The 26736-nt window shown below is 69.9% G+C and carries 22 protein-coding genes and 1 pseudogene; 18 read left to right on the plus strand and 5 right to left on the minus strand.

Features of this window, described 5'->3' with window-relative positions; genetic code table 11:
* Nucleotides 1-266 precede the first annotated feature (266 nt).
* The 8 genes from AB0395_RS43120 to AB0395_RS43155 all read left to right on the plus strand — a co-directional run bounded on the left by AB0395_RS43120 (nt 267) and on the right by AB0395_RS43155 (nt 7951).
* Nucleotides 267-641 (plus strand): peptidase inhibitor family I36 protein, encoded by a 375-nt coding sequence (locus AB0395_RS43120; protein WP_366292550.1) that lies wholly within the window; start codon nt 267-269, stop codon nt 639-641.
* Between the two features lie 549 nt (nt 642-1190).
* Complete coding sequence (locus AB0395_RS43125) at nt 1191-1427, plus strand: hypothetical protein (RefSeq protein ID WP_366292553.1); 237 nt, start codon at nt 1191-1193, stop codon at nt 1425-1427.
* Nucleotides 1424-2452: an alpha/beta hydrolase gene (locus tag AB0395_RS43130; RefSeq protein WP_366292556.1), complete on the plus strand. Its 1029-nt coding sequence runs from the start codon at nt 1424-1426 to the stop codon at nt 2450-2452. The genes AB0395_RS43125 and AB0395_RS43130 overlap by 4 nt, the downstream gene beginning before the upstream one ends.
* Nucleotides 2453-2577: 125 nt before the next feature.
* Nucleotides 2578-4002, plus strand: coding sequence for an NAD(P)/FAD-dependent oxidoreductase (locus AB0395_RS43135; protein ID WP_366292558.1), 1425 nt, complete (start codon nt 2578-2580; stop codon nt 4000-4002).
* Nucleotides 3995-5179, plus strand: coding sequence for a saccharopine dehydrogenase NADP-binding domain-containing protein (locus tag AB0395_RS43140; protein ID WP_366292560.1), 1185 nt, complete (start codon nt 3995-3997; stop codon nt 5177-5179). The genes AB0395_RS43135 and AB0395_RS43140 overlap by 8 nt, the downstream gene beginning before the upstream one ends.
* Nucleotides 5176-6327, plus strand: a complete 1152-nt coding sequence (locus AB0395_RS43145) for a serine hydrolase domain-containing protein (RefSeq protein ID WP_366292563.1) — start codon at nt 5176-5178, stop codon at nt 6325-6327. The genes AB0395_RS43140 and AB0395_RS43145 overlap by 4 nt, the downstream gene beginning before the upstream one ends.
* A gap of 55 nt (nt 6328-6382) precedes the next feature.
* Entirely contained in the window at nt 6383-7321 is a 939-nt protein-coding gene (locus AB0395_RS43150; protein ID WP_366292566.1) for a PaaX family transcriptional regulator C-terminal domain-containing protein, read from the plus strand.
* A 189-nt stretch (nt 7322-7510) separates the two neighbouring features.
* Entirely contained in the window at nt 7511-7951 is a 441-nt protein-coding gene (locus AB0395_RS43155; RefSeq protein ID WP_366292569.1) for a hypothetical protein, read from the plus strand.
* Between the two features lie 18 nt (nt 7952-7969).
* On the opposite strand, the gene AB0395_RS43160 is transcribed toward AB0395_RS43155, so the two are convergent.
* From AB0395_RS43160 to AB0395_RS43170, 3 genes are read right to left on the minus strand one after another with little or no spacing between them, the layout of a single operon-like run.
* Complete coding sequence (locus tag AB0395_RS43160) at nt 7970-9040, minus strand: AraC family transcriptional regulator ligand-binding domain-containing protein (protein WP_366292572.1); 1071 nt, start codon at nt 9038-9040, stop codon at nt 7970-7972.
* Nucleotides 9037-9765: a helix-turn-helix transcriptional regulator gene (locus AB0395_RS43165; RefSeq protein WP_366292574.1), complete on the minus strand. Its 729-nt coding sequence runs from the start codon at nt 9763-9765 to the stop codon at nt 9037-9039. Before AB0395_RS43165 ends, AB0395_RS43160 begins: the two co-directional genes overlap by 4 nt.
* Nucleotides 9762-9935, minus strand: coding sequence for a hypothetical protein (locus AB0395_RS43170; protein WP_366292577.1), 174 nt, complete (start codon nt 9933-9935; stop codon nt 9762-9764). The genes AB0395_RS43165 and AB0395_RS43170 overlap by 4 nt, the downstream gene beginning before the upstream one ends.
* Before the next feature lie 492 nt (nt 9936-10427).
* Between AB0395_RS43170 and AB0395_RS43175 the strand changes: the two genes are divergently transcribed.
* Genes AB0395_RS43175 through AB0395_RS43185 form a run of 3 tightly spaced genes read left to right on the plus strand, consistent with a single transcriptional unit; the run spans nt 10428 to nt 12956 of the window.
* The gene (locus AB0395_RS43175) at nt 10428-10982 is read left to right on the plus strand and encodes an NADPH-dependent FMN reductase (protein WP_366292580.1); all 555 of its coding nucleotides are present in this window, start codon (nt 10428-10430) and stop codon (nt 10980-10982) included.
* Nucleotides 10979-12121 carry an MFS transporter gene (locus tag AB0395_RS43180; RefSeq protein WP_366292583.1) on the plus strand — a complete coding sequence of 381 codons (1143 nt, stop codon included), beginning with the start codon at nt 10979-10981 and terminating at the stop codon, nt 12119-12121. Before AB0395_RS43175 ends, AB0395_RS43180 begins: the two co-directional genes overlap by 4 nt.
* Nucleotides 12093-12956, plus strand: coding sequence for an alpha/beta hydrolase (locus tag AB0395_RS43185; protein WP_366292585.1), 864 nt, complete (start codon nt 12093-12095; stop codon nt 12954-12956). The genes AB0395_RS43180 and AB0395_RS43185 overlap by 29 nt, the downstream gene beginning before the upstream one ends.
* A 72-nt stretch (nt 12957-13028) precedes the next feature.
* Here AB0395_RS43185 and AB0395_RS43190 read toward each other — a convergent pair whose 3' ends face one another.
* Together AB0395_RS43190 and AB0395_RS43195 are read right to left on the minus strand one after the other, a co-directional pair.
* Nucleotides 13029-13910, minus strand: coding sequence for an alpha/beta hydrolase (locus tag AB0395_RS43190; protein WP_366292588.1), 882 nt, complete (start codon nt 13908-13910; stop codon nt 13029-13031).
* Nucleotides 13911-14604: 694 nt separating this feature from the next.
* A complete protein-coding gene (locus AB0395_RS43195) occupies nt 14605-16788 on the minus strand; it encodes a protein kinase (RefSeq protein WP_366292591.1) in 2184 nt (727 codons plus the stop codon).
* Between the two features lie 422 nt (nt 16789-17210).
* Here AB0395_RS43195 and AB0395_RS43200 point away from each other — a divergent pair, with 422 nt between their 5' ends.
* From AB0395_RS43200 to AB0395_RS43230, 7 genes and pseudogenes are all read left to right on the plus strand, one after another.
* On the plus strand, nt 17211-20375 hold the full coding sequence (locus AB0395_RS43200) for a lantibiotic dehydratase (RefSeq protein ID WP_366292593.1): 3165 nt from the start codon (nt 17211-17213) through the stop codon (nt 20373-20375).
* Complete coding sequence (locus tag AB0395_RS43205) at nt 20372-21697, plus strand: lanthionine synthetase C family protein (RefSeq protein WP_366292596.1); 1326 nt, start codon at nt 20372-20374, stop codon at nt 21695-21697. Before AB0395_RS43200 ends, AB0395_RS43205 begins: the two co-directional genes overlap by 4 nt.
* Before the next feature lie 232 nt (nt 21698-21929).
* Nucleotides 21930-22130, plus strand: a complete 201-nt coding sequence (locus AB0395_RS43210) for a hypothetical protein (RefSeq protein ID WP_366292598.1) — start codon at nt 21930-21932, stop codon at nt 22128-22130.
* Nucleotides 22131-22152: 22 nt separating this feature from the next.
* Nucleotides 22153-23385: a lanthionine synthetase C family protein gene (locus tag AB0395_RS43215; RefSeq protein ID WP_366292600.1), complete on the plus strand. Its 1233-nt coding sequence runs from the start codon at nt 22153-22155 to the stop codon at nt 23383-23385.
* 176 nt (nt 23386-23561) lie between these two features.
* Nucleotides 23562-24557, plus strand: a complete 996-nt coding sequence (locus tag AB0395_RS43220; RefSeq protein WP_366292606.1) for a helix-turn-helix domain-containing protein — start codon at nt 23562-23564, stop codon at nt 24555-24557.
* 631 nt (nt 24558-25188) lie between these two features.
* A complete protein-coding gene (locus tag AB0395_RS43225; protein ID WP_366292603.1) occupies nt 25189-25686 on the plus strand; it encodes a CAP family protein in 498 nt (165 codons plus the stop codon).
* Between the two features lie 532 nt (nt 25687-26218).
* Nucleotides 26219-26736: pseudogene (locus AB0395_RS43230) on the plus strand (histamine oxidase); the annotation flags it as partial.

Here is a 26736-nt window from a genome sequence, read left to right on the forward strand (position 1 = left end):
GGTAGCGGGCGGTCGTGCGACACGGACACGAAGCGAAAGGCGGGAAGCACGGCAAACGAAAGAAGCTGCCAGCCGGCATGGCCCCCGCGTCACCCAAGGTGGCCCCGCACGACACCGATCTCACCCCATCGTCCACCCCTGGCGCACCCGCAGACGATCTCCATAGGCACGCACCGGGAAATCATCAGGAATCCGGAATTCCTCTCGCGTTTCCGCTACCCGGCGATCCAGTTCATTTCGAAGAGAAAAGACAAGGAGAAGTGTTCATGAAACCCATGTTCAAGCAGCGACTTCGGGCAGCGTCAGTGGTAATCAGCGTTTCGGCCGCCCTGGTCAGCGCGACACCGGCGCAGGCGAAGGTACTGGCCTGGGCCGAGTGCTACCCAGGATATGTCTGCCTTTATGGCGACATTAACGGCGAGGGGCGTTACCGCAACGAAGCGGGGCCCACCAGCGCAAACGTCGGATCTCAGATGAATGACCTGACCAGCTCCATCTGGAACCGCACCTCGTACACGGTTTGCTTCTACGAGCACATAAACGCCAGCGGGAGTGAACTGGTCAGGCTCGGCCCCGACCAGAGGACGAGCAATGTCGGAAGCGCCGCCAACGACAAGATCAGCTCTTACACGTTCTGCTGACGAGTCGACCGTCACTGCTTACCGGAAGGCCTCGTGGTGGCAGGCCAACGAATATCCGCCACCCCGAGGCCGTCCCGGATTAAAGGCGCCCGCCACGGCGGGCGCCGCCTCATTTTCCGGGCCCGTTTCTATACTGAGTGAGAAAGCTGGGGCATTTCTCGATCAGTACTGGAAGGCGTCAAGTACGGTCGCCCGCACGCGTTCACTGATCGTCATGCCCGTGACGATGACCGTGTCACACCCGGCGTGCACCAGGAGGCGAGCGGCATGCCAAAGAACGCGCCTGGTTTCCCTCCTTGTCGATGACGATCTCATCCGGCAGCGACGTGAGCTCGTCGGCGACTTGGACCTACTTTGGCCCTTGTGTGATATATCGAACATCAAATCTGCGGATTCCTACTGTCAACGCTGTTCAGAAGAGGTCTCGGCAGAGTTGTGCTATTGGGGACCCCGCCACGCAGGTGCGCGCCGTCCCTCATGACGGCCGCCGCTGGCGCAGGCGCTCTGCGCGCCGCGGTCTGAGCGGCGGCGAGTGGATGAAGATCGCCGTTGGCGCACGAGGAGAGCAGGGCTGACCTGCGGGCTCTGGCCGACACCGCCGGCCAGGTGGGCGAGGTGGTCGGCCTGGCGGCGCTCACGACGACCGACGGCTACGGCCTGGTCTTTCTCATGGCGTCCGGGCTCGGCCTGGCCATCGCGGTGACCGGCTTGCCGCTGCCACGGTACCGGCACAGCCAAGTTTCGTTCGCTATTCTTGCGATCGTATCTGTTACGATCGTTTTATGAATGCAAGAAAATGGGTCAAACGACTCTGGATCACCTTCGCCTGCGTGCTCGTCCTGGTTGTCGGGGTCGGTGCGTGGATCGTCGTGCAGAACGATTTCGCCGTGCGCGAGGTGCAGGTGACCATCCCCGGACCGAAGCAGCCGCTGAAGGCGGTGCTCGCGCTGCCGACGGAGGGGAAGGGGCCGCGGGGGCTGGTTGTCTTCGCTCACGGGGACGGCGTGGCGGACGCCTCCGGGGATGAGGTCTACCGGCCGATCTGGGAGGCGTTCGCACGTGCCGGATACGCCTCGCTGTCCTGGAACAAGCCCGGCGTCGGCGGCGCGCCGGGGAACTGGCTCCACCAGAGCATGAGCGATCGCAGCGCAGAGGTCGACGCCGCGCTGGACTGGGCGAAGAGGCAACCGGAGATCGACCCGAATCGGCTGGGCGTGTGGGGGATCAGCCAGGGGGGCTGGGTGCTGCCCAAGGTGGCGGGAGACCGTACCGACCTGCGCTTCATGATCCTGGTCGGGGCGGCGGTGAACTGGGTGCGGCAGGGCGAGTACAACCTGCGGGCGGAACTCCAGGATCAGGGTGCGCCGGCCGGAAAACTCGACGCCGAACTCCGCCGGCGTGCCGCCCGGCTCCGCCTTCTGGAGGAAGGCGCCGCGTATGACAAGTACCTCGCGTCCGGGCTGGACAACTCGCCGATGAGCAGGGACCGGTGGCGGTTCGTTCTCCAGAACTTCCGCGCCGATGTGACGGACCAGCTTCCGAAGGTGCGTACCCCGACTCTTCTCATGCTCGGGGACCACGACCGCAACGTCGACGTCAAGGAGACCGAGGCCACCTATCGTGCGGGCATCCCCCGGGGCCTGCTCACGGTCGAGAAGCTCCGGGACAGCTCCCACAGCGCGGTCAAATACGAACTGGACAACCCCGACAGCGTCTGGGGTCTGATCACGTTCGTCGCCGCGCCCCGCTCGATCTACGTGCCCGGCTACCTCGACTCGCTCACCGAGTTCGTGAAGAAACACGGGCGGTGACCATGGAGGAACCACGCCTCCGTCACCCGCTGACCACCTCGACAGAAAGCACAGCAGTTGTTCTCCTCCACGATCACCGACCTCTGGCTCTCCCCGCCCTCGATCGTCTCGCCGGACTCGACGCCATGACGCGGCATGTCGACGTGCTGATCATCGGAGCCGGTCTCTCCGGCGTCGGCGCAGCGTGGCACATCCAGCGGCAGCCCGGAAGGACGTACGCGATCCTGGAGGCCAGGGACCGCCCCGGCGGCACCTGGGATCTGTTCCGTTATCCGGGGGTCCGGTCGGACTCGGACATCTTCACCCTCAGCTACGCCTTCCGGCCGTGGCGGGGGAAGAAGTCGCTGGCCGACGGCGACAGCATCCGCCGCTACATCGAGGACACCGCCCGCGACCACGGCATCGACCGGCACATCCACTACCGGGCCAAGGTGCTCTCCGCCGACTGGTCCTGGGAGGACGGCCGGTGGACGGTGAAGACCGAAGGCGAGGCGTGGACGTGCTCGTTCCTGTACGTCTGCGCCGGCTACTACGACTACGACCACGGCCACCGGCCGGAGTTCGAGGGCATCGCGGATTTCGGCGGCCGGTTCGTGCATCCGCAGTTCTGGCCGGACGACCTCGACGTCACAGGCAAGAAGGTCGTGGTGATCGGCAGCGGGGCCACCGCGGTCACGCTCGTGCCGGCGCTGGCCAAGCAGGCGGGCCGCGTCACGATGCTGCAGCGCTCGCCGACGTACCTGGCCTCCCTGTCCGACGTTGATCCGGCGGCCGACCTGCTGCGCCGCCTGCTGCCCGCGCCGCAGGCCCACACGCTGATTCGCGCCAAGAACGTGCTGAGCAGCCAGCTGACCTACTGGCTGAGCAGGCGCTACCCGGAGCAGACCAAGCGGTACCTGCGCAAGGGCATCCTCCGGTTCCTGCCCGATCCCGCCTATCTCGACCGGCATTTCACGCCTCGGTACCGGCCGTGGGACCAGCGGCTGTGCGTCGTCCCCAACGGCGACCTCTTCCTGGACGTGGCCGCCGGACGTGCGTCGGTGGTCACCGACCGGATCGCCCGCTTCGTCGGACACGGGATCGAGCTGGAGTCGGGGCAGACGCTGGAGGCGGACGTGGTCGTCTCCGCGACGGGCCTGTCGCTGATCCCCCTCGGCGGGATCGCGGTGTCGGTTGACGGTCGCGCGGTCGACCTGGCCGAGACCACCGCCTACCGCGGGCTGATGCTGAGCGGCGTGCCCAACCTGGCCTTCTGCGTCGGGTACACCAACGCGTCATGGACACTGCGGGCGGACCTGTCCTCCCGCTACGTCGTCCGACTGCTGGACCACATGGGGCGGCACGGCCTGACCACCGCGATGCCTGTCTTCCCTCGCGGCGGCGCCCGCCGCCCGCTGCTCGGCCTGACCTCCACCTACATCCAGCGCGCCGCCCACCTGTTCCCCCAGCAGGGCGATCGCGACCCGTGGACGGCCGGCCAGAACTACCTGATCGACCGGCTGAGGTCGGCGTTCCTCGACGTCCGCAAGGGGATGGTCTTCGATGGGTGAGCGATACCGTGTGGTCGCGCTGGGCGGGGCCGGAGCGATGGGCAGACCCGTCGTCGAAGCACTCGCCGGGCGCGCGGACATCGCGGAACTGGTGATCGCCGACCGCGAAACCGCGACCGCAGAACGCCTGGCCGCCCGGTTCCCAGGCGTCTCGGCCGCGACGGTCGACGCCGCGGATCCGGTACGGCTCCGCGAACTCTTCCACGATGCCGACCTGGTCCTCAACACCACCGGCCCCTTCTTCCGGCTCGGCGTGCCGATCCTGCGGGCGGCGATCGAGAGCCGTACCCATTACGCCGACATCTGCGACGACTGGGAGCCGACGCTGGACATGCTCGCCATGGACGCCGAGGCACGGAAGGCGGGCGTGATCGCCGTGATCGGAGCCGGGGCCAGCCCGGGCACCAGCAACATGCTGGCCGCGCTGGCGAGCCGCGAACTGGACACCGTCGAAGACGTCTTCACCGCCTGGCCGGTGGACGTCCCGTTCATCGGAGACGACCCCGCTGACGGCTCGCCCGGCGAAGGCTCGGCCGCCCTCGTCCACTGGATGCAGCAGTTGTCCGGAAAAATCAGGACCTGGGCGAACGGCGAACCCGCCGAGCGCCCGCCGCTCGAACCCGTCCGACTCGACTACCCCGGGCTGGGCACCGGCACCGCCTACACCGTCGGCCATCCCGAACCGCTGACCCTCCCGGCGACCTGCTCGATCACCCGCGACTGCGCCTGCGTCATGGTGGTCAAGCCGGAGACAGCCGCCTACCTGATGGTCCTGCGCGAGGAGGTCGACCGGGGAAAGCTCTTCCTGGAACAGGCCGCCGCCGCGATCGAGACCCCGACCGCCGCCCGCTTCGCCCGCTCGGCCATGCGCCGGCTCTCGCTGCGCGGCCCCGGCTCGCTTCCCCCCTTCTTCGCGCTGGCCACCGGGATCCGGTACGGCCTGCCGCACCGGATCGGCGCAAGGCTGATCGCCTCACCGCGTGGGATGGCCAGGGCGACCGGGATCCCTTTGTCCCTCGCGGCGGCACAGATTCTCGACGGCACGGTGCGCGCCTTCGGCGTCCACCCGCCGGACGCCGTACTCGACCCGGAGAGGTACTTCGACGAGTTGGCCGCCCACTGCGACCCGCCCCGCACCGGCCGCGACGAGGTCGTCAAGGTGGACCGCACCCCATGACCGACATCGATCAGGTCATTCGCGGTGAGGTCGCCCCCGGGTGGGAGCCGGTCCGCCAGGCCTTCGCCGCGATCATGAGCGGACCGGGCGAACACGGCGCGGGGCTGCACATCATTCACCGTGGCAAGACCGTCGTCGACCTGTACGGCGGGAGTGATGGTTCGGGCCCATACGGCCCGGACACCCGCCAGGTGGTCTTCTCCGCCTCGAAGGGCATCGCCGCCGCCTGCCTCGCGGTGCTCGCCGACCGCGGCGACCTTGACTTCGACGCGCCCGTGACCAGGTACTGGCCCGAGTTCGGCCGCCGGGGCAAGTCCGGGATCACCGTCGCGCACATGCTGAGCCATCAGGCCGGGCTCATCGCCCCCAGGCGCGGCGCCACCCTCGCGGAGGTGCTGGACGGACGTCCGCTCGCCGACGTCCTCGCCGGCGAACCCCCGCGCTGGCCCCCGGGGCGGCCCGGGTACCACGCGGTCACCTGGGGCACGCTCGCCGACGAACTCGTCCGCCGCATCACCGGTGGACGGCTCGGCGAGGTGCTCGCCGAGCTGGTGTGCCGGCCGCGAGACCTGGTGATCGGCATCGGCGGCGCGTACGCGAGCCCGCCACCCGCGCCCGTGCACACCGCCACCCGCGTCCCCTTCCTGGTCCGGCTGACCACCGCGGTCTTCGCCCGCCCCGGAACACCGGTGTGGGAGGCGATGACCGTTGGAGGAGCGCTCACCGAGCCTCCCGACCTGTGGGTCGGCCGTCCGGAGACCCTGGCCGCCCACCTGCCCGCCGCGAACGGCATCGCCACAACCCGCTCCCTGGCCCGGCTCTATGACCTGCTCCTGCCCGGCACCGAGTCCCCTCTCGTCGGCGAGCGCACCTGGCGCGCGGCCGTACGGCCGCGTGCCCGCGGACGGGACCGGGTTCTCGGTATCCCTTCGGCCTACGGGTGCGGATTCGCCCTGCCCAGCCGCGCGTGGCGACTTGGTTCCCCCACGGCCTTCGGCCATCCGGGCATCGGCGGCGCCCTGGGCCTCGGCGATCCCCGGCGAGGCCTCGCGCTGGCCTTCCTTCCGCGTACCATGCCCGCCGACGCGTTGGCCGACGATCGTCACCGCACCCTGCTGAACGCGGTGACACGGGTCATCGGCGCCTGATTTTCATACATTCAACTATCGAAGTTGATGCGATAGTTCCCTTGGAGGCCACAGTATGGACGTCCACGTCCCGACCCGGATGCTCGTCGAAGCGCTCGTCCGCACCGACCTCACGGTCGACGCCGGCGAGCTCTACGCGACCGCGAACCTGCTGGACATGAACGACCAGCAGGTTCGCCTGTGCATCAAACGCTTGGTCGCCGAGGGACGCTTCGTCCAGGAGGGACGAGGGCGCAAGGCGATCCTGCGCGCCACCGGCAGCGCCGAACGCGCGATAGGTCTCGACGTCGAATTCGTCACCCACGCCTTCCACCAGGACGCCGGGCTCGCCCCCTGGGACGGCGCTTGGCACCTTGTCGGCTTCGCCGTACCGGAAAGCGCGCGGCCCGCCCGCGACGCGCTGCGCGCCACGCTCACCCTCCTCGGCGGCGCCGCCGTCCACGGGGGCCTCTACCTCAGCGCCAATCCGTGGGAGCCGTACGTCGAGGAGCACGCCCGCAGCCTGGACATCCTCGACCACGTCACCTTCCTGACCACCCGGGACCTCCGCCGCGGCGAGGAGACCGATCCCATCGCGCTCACCCGCGCCATGTGGCCGCTGGACGAGATCGCCGAACGTTACGACCGGCTCGCCGCGGTCGCGGAGCCCCGGCTCGCGCTCATCGAGGGTCCCGCAGACCTGTCCGGGACGCAGCGGCTGACCATCGCGGTGGAACTGGCCGCGGAGTTCACCCGCGCGATGGAGGCGGACCCGCTCCTGCCTCCCGAGCTTCTCCCCCAGCCCTGGCCCGGAGCCCGGGCCCGCGCCCTGACCGCGCGCTGCTGGTCGCTGCTGAAGGAGCAGAACGACCAGGACGACAGCGGCATCCGCCTGTTCACGCTCTACGGCGGCATAAGCCGTCACGACACCTCTACGGCGACCTCCACCGACCCGGTCCGCTTGGCCAAGTCGGCGAAAAACCGGCCGGGATCGATCGCCACCTCAGGCGGGTGAACGCCGGGTCCCAGGCCGGAGGCGTCGATCAGCGCGCACGCCGCGGTCGGCTTGTCGCCGTCCGAAGGGAGACTCGGGCGCGCGACGGCGGCGTCGGTCGCGCTGGGCATGCCTACGGCACCGGCTGTCATGGACCGGTCCCACAGGTCTTTGTTCACTGAATACATCGGCCTCAAGAGAGGAACAGCGATGCACTGGACACGACTGGCAGCCGCGACGATCGCCGCGCTGAGCGTGGCAGCCACGATGCCTGCGGCACCGGCGGGAGCCGCCACCGGCTCTGCCCCGCCCTCGGGCAGGGCCTCCGCCGTCATGGCCTATCCCACCGCCTTTGTACAGGTCAGGCCCACAAGCTGGAGCGGTGACTGCGCGCAAGGGCACACCTTCACCTTCACCGGCCAGATCGCGGTCCTGCTGACCCCGGAAACGGTCCGCTACCGCTGGATCCGCAGCGACAACGGGGCGACTCCGGTGCAGGAGCTGTCCTTCGGCCTGGGCCAGACGACCAAGTCAGTCAGCACGACCTGGCGGATCGGTGCGCCGGGCTCGTACTCGGAGGCGATCGAGATCCTTTCCCCCAATCACTCCTACTCCAATTGGGCGTCCTTCCGTCTGCAGTGCACGAGTTGAAAGGTTGCATATGGAGTTCTACCCGGAGCCGGGCATGCCCGAGGCGGACGAGGTCCGTGCGCCGCCGATCGCACTGGGCTGGGCCCGGAGGGTGTGGGGTGGGTGGCCGTGCCAGCGATGTACGGCGCGGCGCATCGCCCGCACGTCGCTGTAGCCAAGCCGGGCGGCGATCGCCTGCATGGGCAGGTCCGTACCGCGGATCAGCTTGAGTGCCTGCGCCTGCCGTACTGACTCGATCTCCTCGCGCCAGCTGGTGCCGTTCTCGCCGAGGCGGCGCTGCAGGGTGCGGGGACTGATCGCGAGGCGCTGGGCGACCCGTTCCAGGGTGGGCGCGCCGTCCTCGGCGAGGACGGTGTCGAGGGCGAGACGGAACATGCCCGGCCAGTCGAGGATCGGCCTGGAGGAGGCCAGGACCTGGTTGGCGTGCCGTACCAGGACGTGCTCGATGCCCGGCTGCGACATCGGCAGCGGCGCGCGGGCGTCGTCGTCGAGGACGATGAGGGAGTTGGCGTCGGCCTCGTAGTCGATGTTGCGGGTGCCGAAGGCCTCGACCAGGTGGGCGTGCTCCCGGGGTGGCCGGTGGCGGAAGGTGACACGGATCGGGACGATCGGCCGTCCGGTGGCTTCGCGCGCCCTCCTGAGCCACAGGACCTGGGCGAAGATCTCGATGGCCTGGACCACATCGGGTGCGGCGAAACCGGTGTGATGCCGGATCACGAACAGCCGGCCGTCCTCGACGGTCTCGCTCCATTCCGTGGTGGGGTCGCCGACCAGTTCCACGTAGTCCAGGGCACGGGTGGCGCTCTCGATGAGGTTCCCGCCGCTGGTGAACAGGTAGTCCCACACACCGTAGGTCCCGAGCGGCGCCAGGGAGGCGGCGTTGACGCCGATGGCGGTGCCCAGGTCGTGGGTGATGAGTTGTTCCCACATGGACGCCAGCGTGGGTGTGGAGGGCCTGGCCAGGTCGTCGACGAGCACGTCCGGCTGGAGGTCGGGCAGGTGGGCGAAGCGGCTCGGGTCCATACCGGCGTGCGACAGGGCCCGCAGGAGCATGCGGGCCATGCCGACCGAGTTGGACCCTTCGTTCACGACGAGACCGGCACCTCGCCGCCCGCGGGCAGGAAGGTCGCCAGCCGGTAACCCTTCAGCGCCGGGTCGGCCGCCGGGGAGAGTGAGGTGATCACCGAGATCAGCCACTGCTCGCCGTTGGAATCGCGCAGCCTCAGCGGAGCGACGAACCCCTGGTTGCCGGGCCTGCTCTCCGGCACGTATGTGGAGAGTTCGGTGATGGCCTGCTGGAGCCGGACGTCCGGATTCCTCCTGGCGACCTCGCGCAGGCCCTCCAGCACGTGACTCGCCCAAGCGGGCAGGTCGGCCACCCGGTTCGCGAGCAGACGGCACAGGGAGGCGGGTTCGCTGAGCTGCTCGGGCGGAGCACCCTCGGTGAACAGGGCGACGGCCTCGTTGGCCACCGCAACCCCGCCGTACGGACCGAAGATCACCGCCGGGTGGGGCAGGTAACTCCTGAGCACGTTCTCCAGCATCTCACGCTGCCCGGCGGTCAGTCCCTCCGGCTCGGGCTCGGGCTCCGGCGCCAGACCGGCCGCCAGGAGCAGGGCGTCGCGCTCGGACGGAGCCAGCTCAAGCTGCTCGGCCAGCCGTAGGACCAGCGCCCGCCCTGGCTGGGTCAGCCCCCGCTCAAGGAAGCTGAGATGACGCTGGCCGGTGCCGGCACGGTAGGCCAGCTCCAGCTGTGCCATGCCACGCAGCAACCGCCAGCGGCGCAGTTCCGCACCGAAGCTCATGCCGCTCATGAGGATGTCCCGCCTGTGCCCGCGGCGGCGTTCATGTCAGGGGTGTGGCTCGGCTGCGAGGGGAGGCGGTGCCGTCCGTGGTAGGTACGCCCCTCGGGAGCGGTCTCGACGTGTTTCTGCTCGACGCCCGCCTGGGCTGAGGCCATGGCCGGCATGGGGTCGATGGTCATGACGATCCTTCGTGGTGCTATGTGGGGTTTTCGTTCAACGCTATGGCGTGAACAGCTCCTGTTCAGAGGCGTGCGGGCGTCAGGAGGGGGGCAGTTCGCGCCAGCGTCGTACCGTGTCGTGCCGAAGGATCGATGCCGCCGCCACCAGGTTTCCCAGGCGTTTTCCCGGCCTTCCCGGAGGAGGCCGTCGTCCAGGTGCCGCCTGCGCGGAGCGGCGGTGAGCTCGGGGACGTCCTTGACAGGGTAGGCGGCGGCCGTACCCGTGAAGAGAGTCGGCGCCCCCGCCAGGATGCGCATCACAACTGGTCATTCTTGGACGAACTTCTCAGAGACGCAATTCCGTCGGCGGAATAGAGCACACGACGAATTCCTCGATGAGGAGCCGCGATATTTCGGCTGACGCGAATAGTCCCCCGCCTGGCGGCTTGGGCCTCCTGACCGCGCCGCAGGTCAGCCCTAGCGTCGAGATGACCCCTCCCCGATTGGACGGCCATGAAGATCCTTGGCATCAACGGCAGCCTGCGTGCCGACTCCCACAACGGCGCCCTGCTGCGCGCGGCGCAGAAGTTCCAGCCGCGCGACATGGAGATCGAGATCTATGCGGGCCTGCGTGACATCCCGCCCTACGACATGGACTTCGACAGCGAGCACCTGTGGCCGGCCCCGGTGGCCGACCTGCGCCGCCGCGTCACCGAGGCCGACGGTCTGCTGATCGCCACCCCGGAGTTCAACTACTCCATCCCCGGTGTGCTGAAGAACGCGCTGGACTGGGCGAGCACCGACTGGGCCAAGACCACCGGCGTGCCGCTGAACCGCAAGCCGGTGGCGATCATGGGTGCCGCGCCCACCAACTTCGGCACGGTCCGGGCTCAACTCGCGCTGCGGCAGGTGTTCGTCTGGACCCACTCCGACGTCGTGGTCAAGCCCGAGGTGATGGTCTTCCGCTCCTACGAGCGCTTCGACGAGGGCGGCAACCTGGTCGACGAGACCACCGTCGACCTGCTGCGCGGTCTGCTCGACGCGCTCGCGGAGAAGGTCAGATCATGAGGACCGCCTGGGCCGCGCTGGCGGCGACGACCGTCTCGTTCGGCCTCAACTTCTCCGCCGGAGTCTTCTTCGCCCCCGCCGCCGCCTCCTACGGGGTGAGCATCACCGCACTGGCGATGGCCGCCGCGCTGAGTACGGCGCTGACCGGGGTGGTCCAGCCATACGTCGGGACGCTGCTCGACCGGATCGGCGCCCGCCGGGTGCTGGTCATCGGGCTCGTGCTGATGTCGGCGAGCTACCTGGCACTGGCGACGGTGACCAGCACCTGGCAGTTCGTCGCCGTCTACACCGTCCTGGGCGGGCTGGGGTTCGCGAGCTCCTCCAGCCTCACCATCAGCACGTTGATCGGCAGATCGTACGGCACCCGCGCGGGACCGGCGCTCACCCGCGCCGCCATCGGCATCAACCTGGGGCAGCTGCTCACCCCGTGGGCCGCGACCGCGCTCTTCGAACCGGCCGGCATCCGCGCCACCTACGCGATCCTGGGTGCGATCGGCCTGGTGGCGACCCTCGTGATCGCCGCCGTCCTGCCCGCCGACCGGCCCGCTGCCGTCGGCGACGGAGGTATGGAGAGCCTGCACGGCCGGGGCCGGATCGTGGCCTCCTTCGGCCTGCACGCGGCCACGATGTACGTGACCGTGCTGATCCTGCCCAAGCACGCCACCGAACTGGGCTGGTCGGTCACCGACGCGGGCCTGCTGGTCGCCGTCGCCGCGGTCGCGGCCGGGCTCACCTCGGCGGTGCTGGTGCGCGTCCTGCGCACCCATCCGGCGGACATCCCGCTGCGGATCCTGCACGCGCTGCGTGCCCTGTCCATGCTGCTCGTGTTCGTGGCCACAGACCCGGTCGCGCTCATCGCCGGTGCGGTGATCTTCGGCCTCTCGTCCTTCCCCGTCATCCCGCTCACCATGGCCGTGCTCTCGCGCGGTCTCGACCCCGCCCGCCTCGGCCGCACCCTGGCCCCCGCCTGGGTGGTCCACCAACTCTCCGCCGCCGCCGGACTCGGCGTCGCGGCCCTCATCCACCTCATGGCGGACGGCTACCGGACCTACTTCGGACTCGCCCTGCTGATGAGCCTGACCGCCATCGCACTACTCAAGGAGAGACAGCATGACCTCAGTACGGCACAGCACCGCTGACATCGACGGCCAGAAGATCTTCTATCGGGAGGCCGGCGACCCCGCCAACCCCACGATCGTCCTGCTGCACGGTTTCCCGAGCAGTTCGGCCATGTTCCGCGGCCTCATCCGCGACCTGTCCGACTCCTACCACCTCATCGCCCCCGACCACCTCGGCTTCGGACAGTCCGGCATGCCCACCGTCGAGGAGTTCGACTACACCTTCGACGCGCTCACCGAGCTCACCATCGGCCTGCTGGACAAGCTCGGGGCCGACAGGTTCGCCCTGTACATCCAGGACTACGGCGCGCCGATCGGCCTGCGTATCGCCAGCCGCAACCCCGAGCGGGTGACCGCGCTCATCACCCAGAGCGGCAACGCCTACATGGAGGGCTTCACCCCCTTCTGGGAACCGCTGTTCGCCCACGCCCAGGATCGTGCCACCCACGAGCCCAGGGTCCGCGAACTGCTGACGGCCGAGGCCACCCACTGGCAGTACACCCACGGCGTCCCCGTCGACCGGCTCGACCTGATCAGCCCCGACACCTGGACCCTGGACCAGGCCTACCTGGACCGGCCGGGCAACAAGGAGATCCAGCTCCAGCTGTTCGCCGACTACAAGAACAACCTGGACGGCTACCCGGTCTTCCAGGAGTACTTCCGCACGCACCGGCCGCCGACACTGGTCGCCTGGGGCAAGAATGACGAGATCTTCGGCTCCGACGGCGCCAGGGCCTTCGCCCGCGACCTTCCGGACGCCGAGATCCACCTGCTGGACGCGGGGCACTTCGCTCTGGAGACCCACGGTCCCGAGATCGCCGCACTCATCCGCGACTTCCTCGGCCGCTCCCGCTGAGCTGCGGCACCGTGAATCCCGCAGAAACCCCCCGGTCCAAGCGCTCCTGATGGGCGGGGGGTTTGTGCGGGCTCAGCCGTTCGCGTCCGGGAGCGAACCGCTCCATTCCCGGATGCGGCCGAGCAGGGTGAGCGCGGTTGGAGAGGGATCCGCGGCCAGCACGCTCGCATGGAAGGCATGCGGCATGCCTTGGTAGATGTCCAGATCGACGCTTCCTCCGGCGGTGGAAGCCGCTTCGGCGAAGCGACGCGCGTCGTCGAGAAGCACCTCCCTCGATCCGGCCACGACCAGCAGCGGCGGCAGCCCGCGGAGGTCACCGTGGAGGGGAGACTGAGGCCCCTCATCCGGCCGGGCGCCGTCCAGGTACTGGGTGCGGACGTGGTCGAGCACCGCCCGGTTGACGACGTCCTGGCCGTCGTTGGCGTCGATCGAGGGACTGGACAGGGTGAGGTCGGTCTGCGGAGAGACGACCAGCGCCCCCGCGGGCAGGGGGTCACCGTCCTGCTTGAGGACGAGCAGCGCCGACAGCACCAGCGTGGCGCCTGCCGACTCGCCCGCCAGGATGATCCGGGAGGCGGGAACGTTCTGGGCGAGAAGGCTCCGGTAGGCGGCCACCACGGCCTGGAGCGCGACCGGGTACCGATGGGCGGGAGCGAGTGGATAGTCCACCGCCATGACAGGGCGGCCGGTCGCCTGGGAGAGACGGTAGCCCATGATCCTCTCCATCGGAGGGTTGGCGTATTCGAACCCGCCTCCGTGGACATAGACCGTGATGCCCGGCTCTGAGGCGTCCGGAGCGGTGACCCACGTCGCGGAGACACCGCCGGTTTGCGGCAGAAGGGGCGTCAGATCGGCGTCGGCGGACAGGGCGGGCGGCTGAGTGGCCATCGCCCTGATCTCGGCCAGGACCGCGGCGCTGTCATCGGGGGTGGCGGGGACATGGGTGACGTGCACGAAGGAATCCTTTGCGTGGAGTGCGTGGAGTGCGTGGAGTGCGTGGAGGCTGCGGGCAGGCCTGCCCCTTCGACACACAGCGGTCGAGGACACGCCGGGTGAGCGCGGGGAAGACCATTCGGGCATGCGACATGCGACATGCGACATGCGACATGCGGGATGCGGGCATGTGGCATCCGGGCATGTGGCATGCGGCGATCAGGCGTGAAAACGCCGCCGGATCAGTGGCATGTCCCTGCGCTCAGAACCGGCTGAGCAGAGCGGCGACGAAGACTCAGATGAGGTCGGTGAACTGCGAATTCACGAGATAACCCCCTGCTTACGATGCCTCCATGGCATCGGCGTTCTCCTCGCCGACGTCACGCGACACGAAGGTCATTCAAGTCATGTCTCCTCACACCTGTCAAACGCCGCAGGTGTCACCTTGGACAGATTGTCGGGGCGACATCCCATGTGGGGTCGAACGAGTTATCCACAGTTTCCACAGACTCGTACACAGGTTCGAGCTCGTCATGCACAGGCACACAGAGCATAGGAAAGCACCCGTTCGTCCCTCTAGGTCCGATTCCGCGGTGCACGACCATGTGGCCGAGAGCGCCAGAGTGCCAGGGCGACGTCGGCGAGAACCTGGCTGTCGGTGAAGAGCACCGCACCCGGCTCGGCGCGGCCGATCCTGCCTGGCGAGCGTGTCGGCTCACGGGGGGCCGAGACTCCATACACGCACCGTCTCGTCCCTGCTCGCCGTAATCGCGACGGGTTGGCCGTCGAGATCGTCGAAGGTCACCGCCCAGAGGCGGTCGTCGTGTCCGGTCAGGGGGGAGCCGATCTGTTTCCCGGTCCGTAGGTTCCACACGCGTGCGGTGCGGTCCTCACCCCCGGTGATCGCGATCGGTAGGTCGCCGATCCGCCCAAGCGCCACCGACCAGATCTCCCCGGTGTGTCCCGACAGGACGGTGACCTGCTTGCTCTTTCGAAGGTCCCATACCCGTGCGGTGCCGTCCTCGCCGCCGGTGACCGCGATGGGCGTGCCGTCGAGCTCCCCGAGCGCGACCGAGCGGACCCATCCCCTGTGCCCGCTCAGAGCGGGGCCGATCTGCTCTCCGGTGCTGAGGTTCCACGTCCGGACCGTGCCGTCGTCGCCGGTGCTGACCACGATGGGCGTGCCGTCGAGCTGCCCGACCGCGACCGCCCACACCCCGCCCGTGTGCCCGGTGATGGACGAGCCGCGCTGTTTGCCCGTCCGCAGGTTCCATATGCGTACCGTCGCGTCGGTTCCGGCGCTGACCGCGATGGGCGTGCCGTCGAGCTGCCCGAACGCCACCGCCTTGACATCGCCGTCGTGGCCGGTCATGGGGGCGCCGCGTTGCGTTCCGGTGCGCAGGTCCCACACCCGTACCGTGTCGTCGTCGCTGGCGCTGACCGCGATGGGTGCGCCGTCTATTTGCCCGAACGCGACCGAGCGGACCCATTCGGTGTGCCCCTGAAGGGCCTCACCGCGCTGCTGCCGGGTCCGCAGGTCCACCACGCGCACGGTCTCGTCGTCGGATCCGGTGACGATGACGGGCGTCCCGTCGATCTGGCCGGTCGCCACGGAACGGACGTCGTTGTCGTGAACGGCTATGGGTTCGCCGACAAGAGTGCCAAAGGGGAGCGGTGTCCCGCTTACCGCCGGGGTTCCGCTCGCCGCCGGAGTCCCACTCGCCGTCGGGGTCCGAAGATGTGACGGGTCTCGGTTCGGTAGGGAGCTCTCCGCGCTGGGCCGAGGTGAGCCGCTCCCTCCGGCATCGCTCTGGGGCAAGGCCCGCACCGCGAGGATGGCCACCACCACGGCGACGGCCACCGCGACGGCCACCAGCGCGCGACGGGGAAACAGCCGGGTACGCGCCGGATCCGCGGGGGGAGCCACGACGGTCGGCTCGGTCAGGGGAGTCATGGCCGCCGGGCCTGCCGGGGAAGCAGCCGGACCTGTCAGGGAAACCAGCGGTTCTGTCGGGAAAGCAGCAGGTTCTGTCGGGAAAACCATCGGTCCCGCCGGGGAGGCCACCGGTCCTGGCGGGGAGGGGGTGGCGGCCGGGGCGTCTCCCGTGAGGATGCGGACCAGGTCGGCGGCTGTCAGGCGGGCGGCCGGATCCTTGGCGAGGCACTTCGCCAGCAGGGGACGGAGGCCCTCGGGCACACCGGACAGGTTGGGATCCTGCTGGAGGACGGCGTGCAGCAGCGCGGGGAGGGTGTCACCGGGGAAGGCGAGGTGGCCGGTGGCCGCGTAGACCATCGTGCCGGCCCAGCTGAATATGTCGGCGGCCTGCCCGACCGCGTCCTGGGTGAGCTGCTCGGGCGCGATGTAGGCGGGGGTTCCGACCGACCCCGATCGTGTGGCGGTGTGGTCGAGGGCGCGCGCGATACCGAAGTCGATCACTACGGGGCCCTCGGACCCGAGGATGACGTTGCTCGGTTTGAAGTCCCGGTGCACGATCCCGGCACGGTGGATCGCGGCAAGCGCGGTCGCCGTCGTGACCGCGAGCCGGTCCAGGGCGGTGCCGGTCCGGGGGCCGTCGTCGCGCACGACCTGCTGAAGAGAGCGGCCGGGGACGTATTCACTGACGATGTACGGCCGGTCCTGATGCATTCCCGCGTCCAGCACCCTGGCGGTGCAGAACGGCGCGACCCGGCGGGCGAGGTCGGTCTCCCGCAGGAAACGCCTGCGCGCCTCCGGGTCCTCGATCAGGTGCGCGTGCAGCATCTTGACGGCCACGTCGTCCCCCGAGGCCGCGCGCCCGAGGTACACCGTTCCCTGACCACCCTGGCCAAGAACGGCGGTCAGCCGATAGTCGCCGATCTGCCCGGGATCCGCCGCTCCAAGGGGGTGGGGACTCGGCAATGGTCACCTCTTCGACAGCCCGGCCAGGGTGTGGTGGTGTGGAGCGTTTTGATGGTATTCCACGATCGCGGACCGGACCCTGGTCTGTCACGCACGTTGTCGAATCTTCGTGACCGAGTCACCCGCCGTTGCGTTTCCCGTTCACCGAAGCGGAGCGGAAACCGGCGATCAGGAGCTTGACGCGCTACGGCGAGGCTCGGCACGTTCTGGTTTCAGCGTGTCACGCACCCGGGCCCCGCCGGAGAGATCTCTGCCGGCTCGCGGAGAAGTCGCACACCCCAGCCTCCAAATGTCCCGAAGAGGGAACAAGCCCGTGGGACACACATGGCAGGAATACCGCGAAAATTGGCAGAATCACCCGTTGAACGACACCTTAATTCAGCCAAACATAAGGACATGTATTCGAAAGGCGGGAAAAATCGGTGACAAACGCACGCCCCGTTCACGGACCGGTTTTCGCCGCAGCGTCCTTCGGGTTCCTGCGACTACCCGTCTTCCCTCGGGAGCAGGCGGTCCACACGCTGACCAACCTCGATCCCGAGGACCGCGACCAGGCGAGCCGTATGGTCGACTACCTGCGGTCTGTCATCGGCGACGACGCCGTACGCGAGGCACTCACGGTCTCCAACCCGGCACTGGCCCGCGAGCTGGCGAAGGTCGGGGAAGGGCACCCGATCCCCTTCTCCCGACTGCGCCGCATGGTGTACACGGTCACGAAATACCTCATTCGCATGTCCCACCGGCCCACGCCTTTCGGGCTCATGGCCGGCGTGACGCCCATAACCATCGAAGAAAACCCACGATTCGAATTCCGTGGCCCGTGGGAGAAATTCATCCAGGCGGATTCCGAATGGCTGCTCGGCGCCGTGATGCGGTGGGAGAGGCACCCGGAGGTCCTGCCGCATCTGCGGCTCGTCGGAAACGACCTCGCCGCTCAGCGCGGGGAGCGCCTCGTCCTGTCCTATGTGCGGGACGTCGACAGCAAGGACTTCATCTCCCGCACCCAGGAAGTGTCGGTCAGATACACGGCCGCCGTACGGCGCACCCTGGAGCTCGCCTCCCGCCCGGTACCGTATCCGGAGCTGGCCGACGGTCTCGCCGACGCCTTCGGGGTGCGGGCCGAGGCCGTACACGGCATGCTCGTCCAGCTCGTCGAGAAGGAGTTCCTGCTCACCGACCTGCGTCCACCGCCGGACGCCCCGGACGCTCTCGGCTACGTGATCGAGAAGCTGGCACCCGTCACCGGGCTGGACGACGTGCGGCGCCTCGGCGACCTGCCCGGCGCGTTCCGCGAGTACGCACGGCTCCCGATCGGCGCCGGAACGGCGCGGCTGCGCTCGCTGACGGCGGCGATGGGACGGATCCAGGTGACCGAGCACCCGCTCCAGATCGACCTCGCCGTCGACGCGGACGCCCGGCTGCCGTCGATCGTGACCCGCCAGATGACCGAGGCCGCCACGGTGCTGTGGCGCATGTCCCCCGACCCCGTGCCCGACCACCTCCGCGACTATCACGACGAGTTCGTTGAGCGATACGGGTACGGGCGCGCGGTGCCGTTGAAGGAGCTGCTCGATCCGGAGCGCGGGCTCGGCGCCCCGGCCGCCTACCTTCGGCCGCCGAGCACGCGTCCGTTCGACAACCGGGAACGGCCCTGGCCGGAACGCCAGGAGCTACTGGCCGACCTGCTGCAGGACGCGCACCGCACCGGCGCCGCCGAGGTCGTCCTGGACGACGCGACCGTCGCCGCCCTGGCCGAGGAGGACATGTCGGCGCGCCCACCCGCGGCCGTCGACATGTCCGCGACGCTGCTCGGCGCGTCGCTCGACGCCGTCGCGGCGGGCGACTTCCGGCTGGTGATCTCCAGAGGGGTCGGCGGCCCCCAACCGGGAGCCTTCTTCGGTCGGTTCCTTCCCTTGCTCGGCGACACGGCGGACCGGATCCGGGAGCTCTACGCGCGTCCCGAGGTGACTCCCCAGGACGCGCTGCTCGCGCAGGTGCGGTTCCAGCCCAACAACTCCCGCTCGGGCAACGTCAGCCGCGTCCCGGTCATGACCGCGCACCAGGTGGTCATGGGAGCCTTCGCGGAGCGGGACGACGGGCGCGTGCACGGCGTCGACGACCTCGCGATCGTCGCGGATCGGGACCGCTTCCACATCGTCATGTCCGCCACGGGCCGTGAGCTGATGCCGATGATCGCCCACATGCTCAACCCGTACATCGCGCAGCCGAACGCGGTCCGGCTCCTCAGCGAGATCACGCAGGTACGCCGGTGGAGCATCCGCCCGTGGGAGTGGACGGGGCTGGAGCGGCTCCCCTATCACCCGCGCGTCCGGTACGACCGGACGATCCTCTCCTCGGCCCGCTGGCGACTCAGCAAGGCGCTGCGCGATCCCGCCGCGTCGTGGCCGCACTGGCACGCCGAGCTCAACCGCTGGCGTGAGCGCTGGTCGGTGCCCGACCAGATCGAGATGACCAGCGACGACCAGCGGGTCGCCCTCGACCTCACCGTGCCGCTGCACGTGCGGCTGCTCTGGCGGGAGGCTCGCCGGGAGACCCCGCCGGTCATCACGGAGCGCCCGGCGGGCGGCGAGTACGGGACGCAGTGGTGCGGCGGCGTCGCCAACGAGATCGTCGTGCCGATGGTGCCGCGCCCGGGCAGCCCCGCGATGGCGCGCCCGCCGTCGAACGCCATCGTTTCCGGGCAGCCTCGGCACGTCCCCGGCGGCGACTGGGTCTTCGCCAAGCTCTACGTCGCCGAGGACCGCCAGGACGAGATGCTGACCGAGCACCTGCCCGTCCTTCTGGACGCCGTCGGCCAGGACGCCGACCGGATGTTCTTCATCCGCTATCGCGATCCCTCCGCCCATCTGCGCGTGCGCTTCCATGGTGAGCGGGCCGTCCTGAACGCGCGCCTGCTGCCGCTGCTCCACGACTGGGCCACGCGCAACTGCGAGGCGGGTCTCATGCGGAAGCTGGTTCTCGACACCTACGAGCCCGAGACCGTCCGCTACGGCGGGGAGAAGGTCCTGGAGCATGCGGAGCGGGCCTTCGCGGCCGACAGCGAGGCGGTGCTCCGGCAGCTCCTGGCCCTCGGCCAGGGGGCGGTACGGCTCGACCCGGTGCTGCTGGCCGCGGCGAACTGCGTCGACATCTGCCGCAGGTTCGCCGAGGACACCGAGAACACCGAGAACACTGAGGACACCGAAAACGCCGAATGGACCGGCTGGTTCCTCGACGCCTACTCCAAGGGGCCGCACCACACCGCCTTCCAGGCCTGCCGGGCCGACGCCTGCCGCCTGCTCGACGTGGCGGGGCCGTGGACCGCCCTGGCCGCGGAGCCCGGCGGCGCCGAGATCCTGGCCGCCTGGGAGGGACGGGCACCGGCGCTGGCCGAGTACGGCCGGGCCCTGCGTGCCCAGGGCACGGCCGGGCGGGACGGCGACCGGGAGGTCGCGGCCGTCACGAGCCTCCTGCACATGCACTGCAACCGGCTGCTGGGCATCGACCCCGAGAGGGAGCAGTCGGCCTACGCCGTGGCGCGCGGGGCCGTCGCGGCGCACAACGACCGAGCGAGGTTCACACGATGACCGATCTTCGTGACCGCGCGGGCGAGATCGCCGGAATCGTCGCCGGGCGCCTCGCCGACCTGGACCGGGTGCGGCGCTCGATCGACGACGGGGCGACGGTCGCCCCCGGGGGCCCCGAGGAGCGCGCGTTCCAGGACCTGTCGCTGACCATGGGCTATCCCGGCACGGCGCTGCTGTTCGCCGAGCTCGGCCGTACCGACGCGGCGCACCGGGAGAGCGCGCACCGGCTGCTCGCGGAGGCCACCACCCGGCCGCACCCCCCGACCGGCGGCTCGCTGTACATCGGGCTTCCCGCGCTGGCCTTCGCAGCGAGAACGGCCATGACGCGTCCCGGCGAGTACCAGTCTCTGATCGGCCCCCTGGACCGGTACGTCACCGACCTGGCCGAGCAGCGCACCCGCGTCTGGCACAGCCGTCTCGACGACCCGGGTCACGTCGCCGGGTCCATGGGCCTGTACGACGTGATCAGCGGGATCAGCGGGCTCGGCCGCTACCTGCTCATGGCGTACGGCGAGGACGACCGGGTGTTGCGCGACGTGCTGCGCTACCTGGTCGACCTCACCGGAACCGGCGAGGTCGCGGGGCACAGCGTCCCCCGATGGTGGGTCGCGGGCGGGCCGCGGCTGGACATCCCGGATGACCCGGTGTACCGCCACGGACACGCCAACGTCGGCGTCGCGCACGGCATCGCCGGGCCGCTCGCGCTGCTGGCCCTGGCGTGGCGGGCGGGCGTGCGGGTGCCCGGGCAGCGCGACGCGATGGAGCGCGTCGTCGCGTGGCTGCTGAGCTGGCGCTGCCCCGACGACGCCGGTGTCTGCTGGCCCGACACGATCACCTTCGACCAGCACCGTGGGGAAGAGCGGCCGACGCCGATGTGCGTGCCCACCTGGTGCTACGGGATCCCCGGCATCGCGCGGTCGATCCAGCTGGCAGGCCTGGCCCTGGACCGGCGCGACTGGCGGGCCGCCGCCCTCGACGCGATGCGGTCCCTGCTCGACCGTCCGGCGGCCGAGTGGGAGCCGGCCTCCCCGTCCGTGTGCCACGGATCGGCGGGCGTCCTGCAGATCGCCCTGCGCCTGGCCGCCGACAGCGAGGGGGACACGACCGCGAGCGACGTCGCGGAGCTGGCCGCCGAACGCACCGTCGAGCTGTTCGACCCTGACCTGGAGTTCGGATTCCGCTATCCGATCCCGCCGCCGAAACGGTATTTGGAGGGCGCCGGAATGCTCGACGGGGCGGCCGGAACGGCGCTCGCGCTGCACGGTTACGCAACCGGCCGGGTAGCGGACAGCGGATGGGACGCGGCGCTGCTCATGAGCTAGCCCCTCATGACCCGACCGCTCATAATCCAGCTCCTCACGGCCCAGCCGCTCACGATCCAGCTCCTCACGACCCGGCCGCCCACGATCCAGCTCCTCATGACCCGGCCGCCCACGATCCAGCTTCTTATGACCCGGCCGCTCATGGCCGGGCGGCGCCCCGGGCGCCCCGAAAACCGGCAGAGCCGGAACTCCCGCGAAGATCCCGCGGGAGCAACCACGAATGGGAGACCACATGGAACGACCCGACAACGCCCTCGGCGCATTCGACCTGCAGATGCGCAGCATCCCCGTGCGCGTCCAGGACGAGGCCGTGACGCGCATGACCGTCTGCTCGACCACGAGCTGGCAGTGCACGCTGAGCCCGATCCAGTCCACCTGTACGCAGCCGACGTGCACCGACACCTGCTGCTATCAAGGATCCCGAGTCTGCTGACCGACGACCCACGACAGACACCATGTCGGCTCCCACGGCGCGCGACGTCGGACGGCGCGTGCTGGATCCCGCGATCCGAAACCGGGCGCTGACGCGGCTGGCCCGCGCCACTCTCAAGGCGCGGGTGAACATCTGGTCGCCGTCCGGCGTCTCCCTCGGGGGCGCCGGACTGGCGATCATGTGTGCGGAGCTCGACGGCCGTTTCGCCGACGAGGGCTGGGACGTGGCCGCGCACGAGCTGCTGGCGGCGGGCCTCGACGAGGTGAGCGATCCGGCCCGTCCGCTCGCGCTGTTCTCCGGGACGGTCGGATACGCCGCCGCGGTCTGGCTCGCGAGCCGTGACGGCACCCGCTACACGTCGCTGCTCGCCTCGCTCGACGCCGTCCTGCTGCCGCGGATGCGTGCCTTCGCCCTCGCGCCGCCGACCGGCCCCGCCTCCTACGACACGGTGAACGGGATGGCGGGCTGGGCGGGCTATCTCCTCAGCCGAGGCCGCTCCCCCGAGATCGACCGAGTCGCCCACCCGGTGGCCGACGCGCTCGCGGCCGTACTGCGCCCGGACGGCCGCAACCGCATGAGCTACCGCCTCGACGGCGCCGTCCGGCTCGACTACGGGCTGGCGCACGGCGTCGCGGGCCCCCTCGCCGCCCTGGCGCTGCTCGAGATCCACGGCGGGACGGGACGGCCCGGAACGCTGGAGGCCCTGCGCGGGGCGGGCCGGTGGCTGGCCGACCAGGCGACGTGGCGTTCGGGATGCCTCCTGTGGCCCGCGACCGTGGATCTCGGCCCGCGCGGCGATCCGCTCGCCCGCGATCCCGTGGAGAACGCGGGCTCCTGGTGCCATGGCAGCTCGGGCATCGCGCGGGCCGTGTACCTCGCCGGCGTCGCGACCGGTTCGTCGGAGCTGCTCGAGGTGGCGGTGACGGCGATACGCACGCTCTGCACCCATCCGCCCACCCTGCACTCCCCCAATCTCTGTCACGGCCTGGCCGGTCACCTGGCCATCCTCCTGAGCTTCGCCCGTGAAACCGGCGACCCACGCCTCAAGGCGGCGGCGGCGGATCTCACGACCAGGCTGGCCGGCGGCTTCCGCCCCGGGGCTCTCCTCGGCTACACCGATGTCGAGGGATCGGGTCTTGAGGTCGACAACCCAGGGCTGCTGCGGGGGGCCGCGGGAGTGGCGGCCGTCCTGCTCGCCGCCGAGCCGACGGCCTCTTCCCCACCGCGCTGGGCCCGGCTGTTCCTCCTGTCATGAGGCGCGCGGGCCCGTACGGCGGGCCGTCTCGCCGACTTTTCAACGATGTTCGAAAGGCTCGTCATCGCCGCGGGCTCCGCCGAAGATTTCCCCAGCCGGGCGATGGACCGTTGATTCACGGAGAAGCAGTGATAGCAGCAGCACACGCGTTGCGCCTTGACCGACTCACCCCACGAATGGAACTCCGCAGGCCGGCGGATCAAGGCCCGCGAGCGTCGAAACCCTTCCGCTCAGTCGCCGTCTACCTCACGCCCGGCGTCAGCTCGTTCGGCCTGAGCATCGTGAGCAGCGTCTTCGTGGACCGGTCGCGTCAGGGACTGCCGCGCTTCGACCTTCTGATGTGCGCCGACGACACCGGCGTCGTGCACACCGACCTCGGCTGGAGGGTCGATGTGGAACACGGCCCCGCGGCGATGGCCGCGGCCGATCTGGTGATCGTGCCGCCGACCGCCCAGCGCCCCCTCGTCCTGAGCCATCGGGCCATCGACGCGATCTGGAAGGCCCACAACCGCGGCTCGATCGTGGCGGCTTTCTGCTCGGGCTCGGTACTGCTGGCCGAAACGGGGCTGCTCGACGGCCGCCCGGCCACGACGCATCGGAGCCTGGCGTCACACCTCGCCCGGCGGCGTCCCTCGGTGAGGGTCGAGCCGTACGCCCCCTACGTGGACGCGGGCGACGTGGTGACCGGGAACGGAACAGCCATCGGCATCGACATGTTCCTGCACCTGCTGCAGCGCGAGTACGGCACGGCGATCGCCCACGCGGTGGTCAGGGAGTCGATAGCGTGCTACACCGCCGCCCCGGCCCGGCCATGGGTGACGGGATCCGGCGATGCGGACCTGCTTGAGCTGCTGTCCTGGGCGCGTACCCGGCTGAACCAGCCCCTGTCCGTCAGGGAAATGGCCCGGCACGCGTCGATGAGCCCGCGCACCTTCGCGCGGCGGTTCCGGGCGGCGCTCGGCACGACCCCGATCGCCTGGCTGCACGAACAGCGTCTCGACCAGGCCGAGGAGCTGCTGCGGACCACCGACAAGCCGATCTCCACGATCGCCCACGAGGTCGGCTTCCAGCCGGGACAGCTGCGCGCGCACTTCATGAAGCGGCACGGCGTCCCGCCCAACGCCTACCGCCAGTCCGCCAGGGAACGGCCGGCGGACCGACGAGGCCGGTGAGACCGATGAGGCCGGTGCCGTGCCGCCCTTGGCCCGGTGCGGAGCGGGAATCATCGCGGACCCGCCTCCAGCTCCCCTCGCCCCGTCGACGGCCGCACAGCCACTCACCAGTTCGGGCACGTGTTTGTAGAGGGTGGAGCGCGACACCCCCAGCAGGCGGGCGGACGTCGCCGGGCCGCTGGTGGTCCAGGGCCTTCTACAGTTCCTCTCGTTCGACTCCTCTCGTTCGACGTTCTCGCCGGACTTCTTGTCGGCGAAGATGCGCAGGCATCCGGCATCGGTCAGCGCGATGATCTACCGATCCAGGAGTCGCCCGGTGGTGGAGACGCGGGCGTGGCCGATCAGGGCGCCGGGGGCCGATGCTGGGGCCAGGAGGTCGGCGGACCGGCCCAGCAGCCGCGCCGAGCGTTGTCAACCGGGCCGGTACGGTCTGTCGCGCGGATAACAGGCACTGCCAAATAGAAGTTCCGCGGCAATCGCCGAAAATCCGCAGCTATCTCTGATTCGCGAAAACGGTTCATGGTTTCAGCCCGCATACGCTGGTCAAATGTCCACATTCGGACGTTGACGGGCAAGGCGCCCCGGCACACGATTCAGGGGCCCCACTTCCGTTCACGACAAGGTGATCGCGATGACCGGAACCCGCCCTGCTCTGCCCGACGCCACCGACGACAGCTTCCTGTCCGAAGCGCTGAACGAGGCCAACACCTACCGCGCCCAGCATCACGCGCCGCCCCTGGCGCTGGATGCTCAGCTGGTCGAGTACGCCAAAACCCGGGCGATGTCCCGCTCACAGTACGAAGGGCTTTCCGCCGGGCACGCCGACCTGCGCGAGGGCACGGGCGAGAACATCTTCTGGGGCGGAAGCTCCGACCCCACGCCCAACACCGCAGCCGAGGCCGTGACCTCCTGGTATGACGAGATCGCCGACTACGACTGGGACAACCCGCCGGGCGAGCCGGCCAAGACGGGGCACTTCAGCCAGCTCGTCTGGAAGGACACCATCAGGGTCGGCGCGGCCCGTGTGGCCGGCCAGGGCTCCGAATACTTCGAGACCTACATCGTGTTCGTGTTCGAGTCGCCGGGCAACGTCGGCGGCGAGTACCCGCACAACGTCCTGCCCGCCTGAACCGGACGCCCCCGGAGCGGCGGCACAGCGACCGCCATCGCCGGCTTCCAGTTCACCATCGACTGGGCGCCCACCCCCGGCCGCCGACCTCGACCTGGCCGCCCAGCCGCACCTGGGCATCCTGGTGCCCTACCTGCGCTACACCGTGACCGCCCCCGCACCGCCTCCACCCCGGCAGACCCCGAACGCGGCCAACGACTCGGCCTCGGTCACCCGCACCGTCATCTCCATCGTCCTGGCAACCTGCCCCCAACGCCCCGCGGCGGGCACCGGCGTCCGGTGCCCGCCCCGCCATCGGTAACCCTGCGCTGCAGATCTTCACCTGGTCCGGCGGCGTCGCGTCGTTCTCGATCCCGCTGCTGCTCGCCGCCACCTGTCTGTCGGTCGTGGTCTGTCTGGCGGTGCGCGGGATCGCGGTCCCCGCCTGGAACCGCCGGATCGCCCCCGGCCTCGGGCTGCTCGGCCTGGTACTGGTCGGCGTGCTGATGGTGTCGAGTCGAGCGGCTCGACGCGCCCCACCCGAGAGGATCCCATGACCACCCTGACCACCCCGGTTTCCAGCCTCACCGCGACCGAGATCGAGCGGACCGCCACCCTGGTGCGCGAGGCCGGCCTGGCCGGTGAGAGCGTCCGGTTCGTCTACGTCGGCCTGCTCGAGCCGCACAAGCAGGAGGTACTCGCCTTCCAGGCCGGCGCCGGGCCAAGGCCCGACCGCCGGGCGCGGGTGCTGCTGCTCGACACCGCGACCGGCGACGCCCGGGACGTAACCGTCGACCTCACCGCCGGCGCGGTGGCCGCGATCGTCGACGTCGACGGCTCCCGCGGCGGGATGCCGATCCTGGCCGAGGAGTTCACCTCAGTCGACGGGATCCTCGCCCAGGAGCCGGCCTGGGTCGACGCGCTGGCCAAACGCGGCCTGACCACGGAGCAGGTGAGATGCGCGCCGCTGTCGGCAGGCGCCTTCGACCTGCCCGGCGAGAAGGGCAGGCGGATCATCCGGGTGCTCTGCTTCGCCATGCTCGACCCCGACGGCCACGTCTGGGCGCACCC

It is taken from the genome of Streptosporangium sp. NPDC051023 (genome assembly GCF_040689595.1).
Taxonomy (GTDB): domain Bacteria; phylum Actinomycetota; class Actinomycetes; order Streptosporangiales; family Streptosporangiaceae; genus Streptosporangium.

Bases quoted from the DNA above. Each gene is read 5' to 3' on its own strand.
- AB0395_RS43120 (WP_366292550.1), top strand. From the start codon at position 267: ATGAAACCCATGTTCAAGCAGCGACTTCGGGCAGCGTCAGTGGTAATC.
- AB0395_RS43130 (WP_366292556.1), top strand. From the start codon at position 1,424: ATGAATGCAAGAAAATGGGTCAAACGACTCTGGATCACCTTCGCCTGC.
- AB0395_RS43135 (WP_366292558.1), top strand. From the start codon at position 2,578: ATGACGCGGCATGTCGACGTGCTGATCATCGGAGCCGGTCTCTCCGGC.
- AB0395_RS43140 (WP_366292560.1), top strand. From the start codon at position 3,995: ATGGGTGAGCGATACCGTGTGGTCGCGCTGGGCGGGGCCGGAGCGATG.
- AB0395_RS43145 (WP_366292563.1), top strand. From the start codon at position 5,176: ATGACCGACATCGATCAGGTCATTCGCGGTGAGGTCGCCCCCGGGTGG.
- AB0395_RS43150 (WP_366292566.1), top strand. From the start codon at position 6,383: ATGGACGTCCACGTCCCGACCCGGATGCTCGTCGAAGCGCTCGTCCGC.
- AB0395_RS43155 (WP_366292569.1), top strand. From the start codon at position 7,511: ATGCACTGGACACGACTGGCAGCCGCGACGATCGCCGCGCTGAGCGTG.
- AB0395_RS43165 (WP_366292574.1), bottom strand. From the start codon at position 9,765: ATGAGCGGCATGAGCTTCGGTGCGGAACTGCGCCGCTGGCGGTTGCTG.
- AB0395_RS43170 (WP_366292577.1), bottom strand. From the start codon at position 9,935: ATGACCATCGACCCCATGCCGGCCATGGCCTCAGCCCAGGCGGGCGTC.
- AB0395_RS43175 (WP_366292580.1), top strand. From the start codon at position 10,428: ATGAAGATCCTTGGCATCAACGGCAGCCTGCGTGCCGACTCCCACAAC.
- AB0395_RS43180 (WP_366292583.1), top strand. From the start codon at position 10,979: ATGAGGACCGCCTGGGCCGCGCTGGCGGCGACGACCGTCTCGTTCGGC.
- AB0395_RS43185 (WP_366292585.1), top strand. From the start codon at position 12,093: ATGACCTCAGTACGGCACAGCACCGCTGACATCGACGGCCAGAAGATC.
- AB0395_RS43205 (WP_366292596.1), top strand. From the start codon at position 20,372: ATGACCGATCTTCGTGACCGCGCGGGCGAGATCGCCGGAATCGTCGCC.
- AB0395_RS43210 (WP_366292598.1), top strand. From the start codon at position 21,930: ATGGAACGACCCGACAACGCCCTCGGCGCATTCGACCTGCAGATGCGC.
- AB0395_RS43215 (WP_366292600.1), top strand. From the start codon at position 22,153: ATGTCGGCTCCCACGGCGCGCGACGTCGGACGGCGCGTGCTGGATCCC.
- AB0395_RS43220 (WP_366292606.1), top strand. From the start codon at position 23,562: ATGGAACTCCGCAGGCCGGCGGATCAAGGCCCGCGAGCGTCGAAACCC.
- AB0395_RS43225 (WP_366292603.1), top strand. From the start codon at position 25,189: ATGACCGGAACCCGCCCTGCTCTGCCCGACGCCACCGACGACAGCTTC.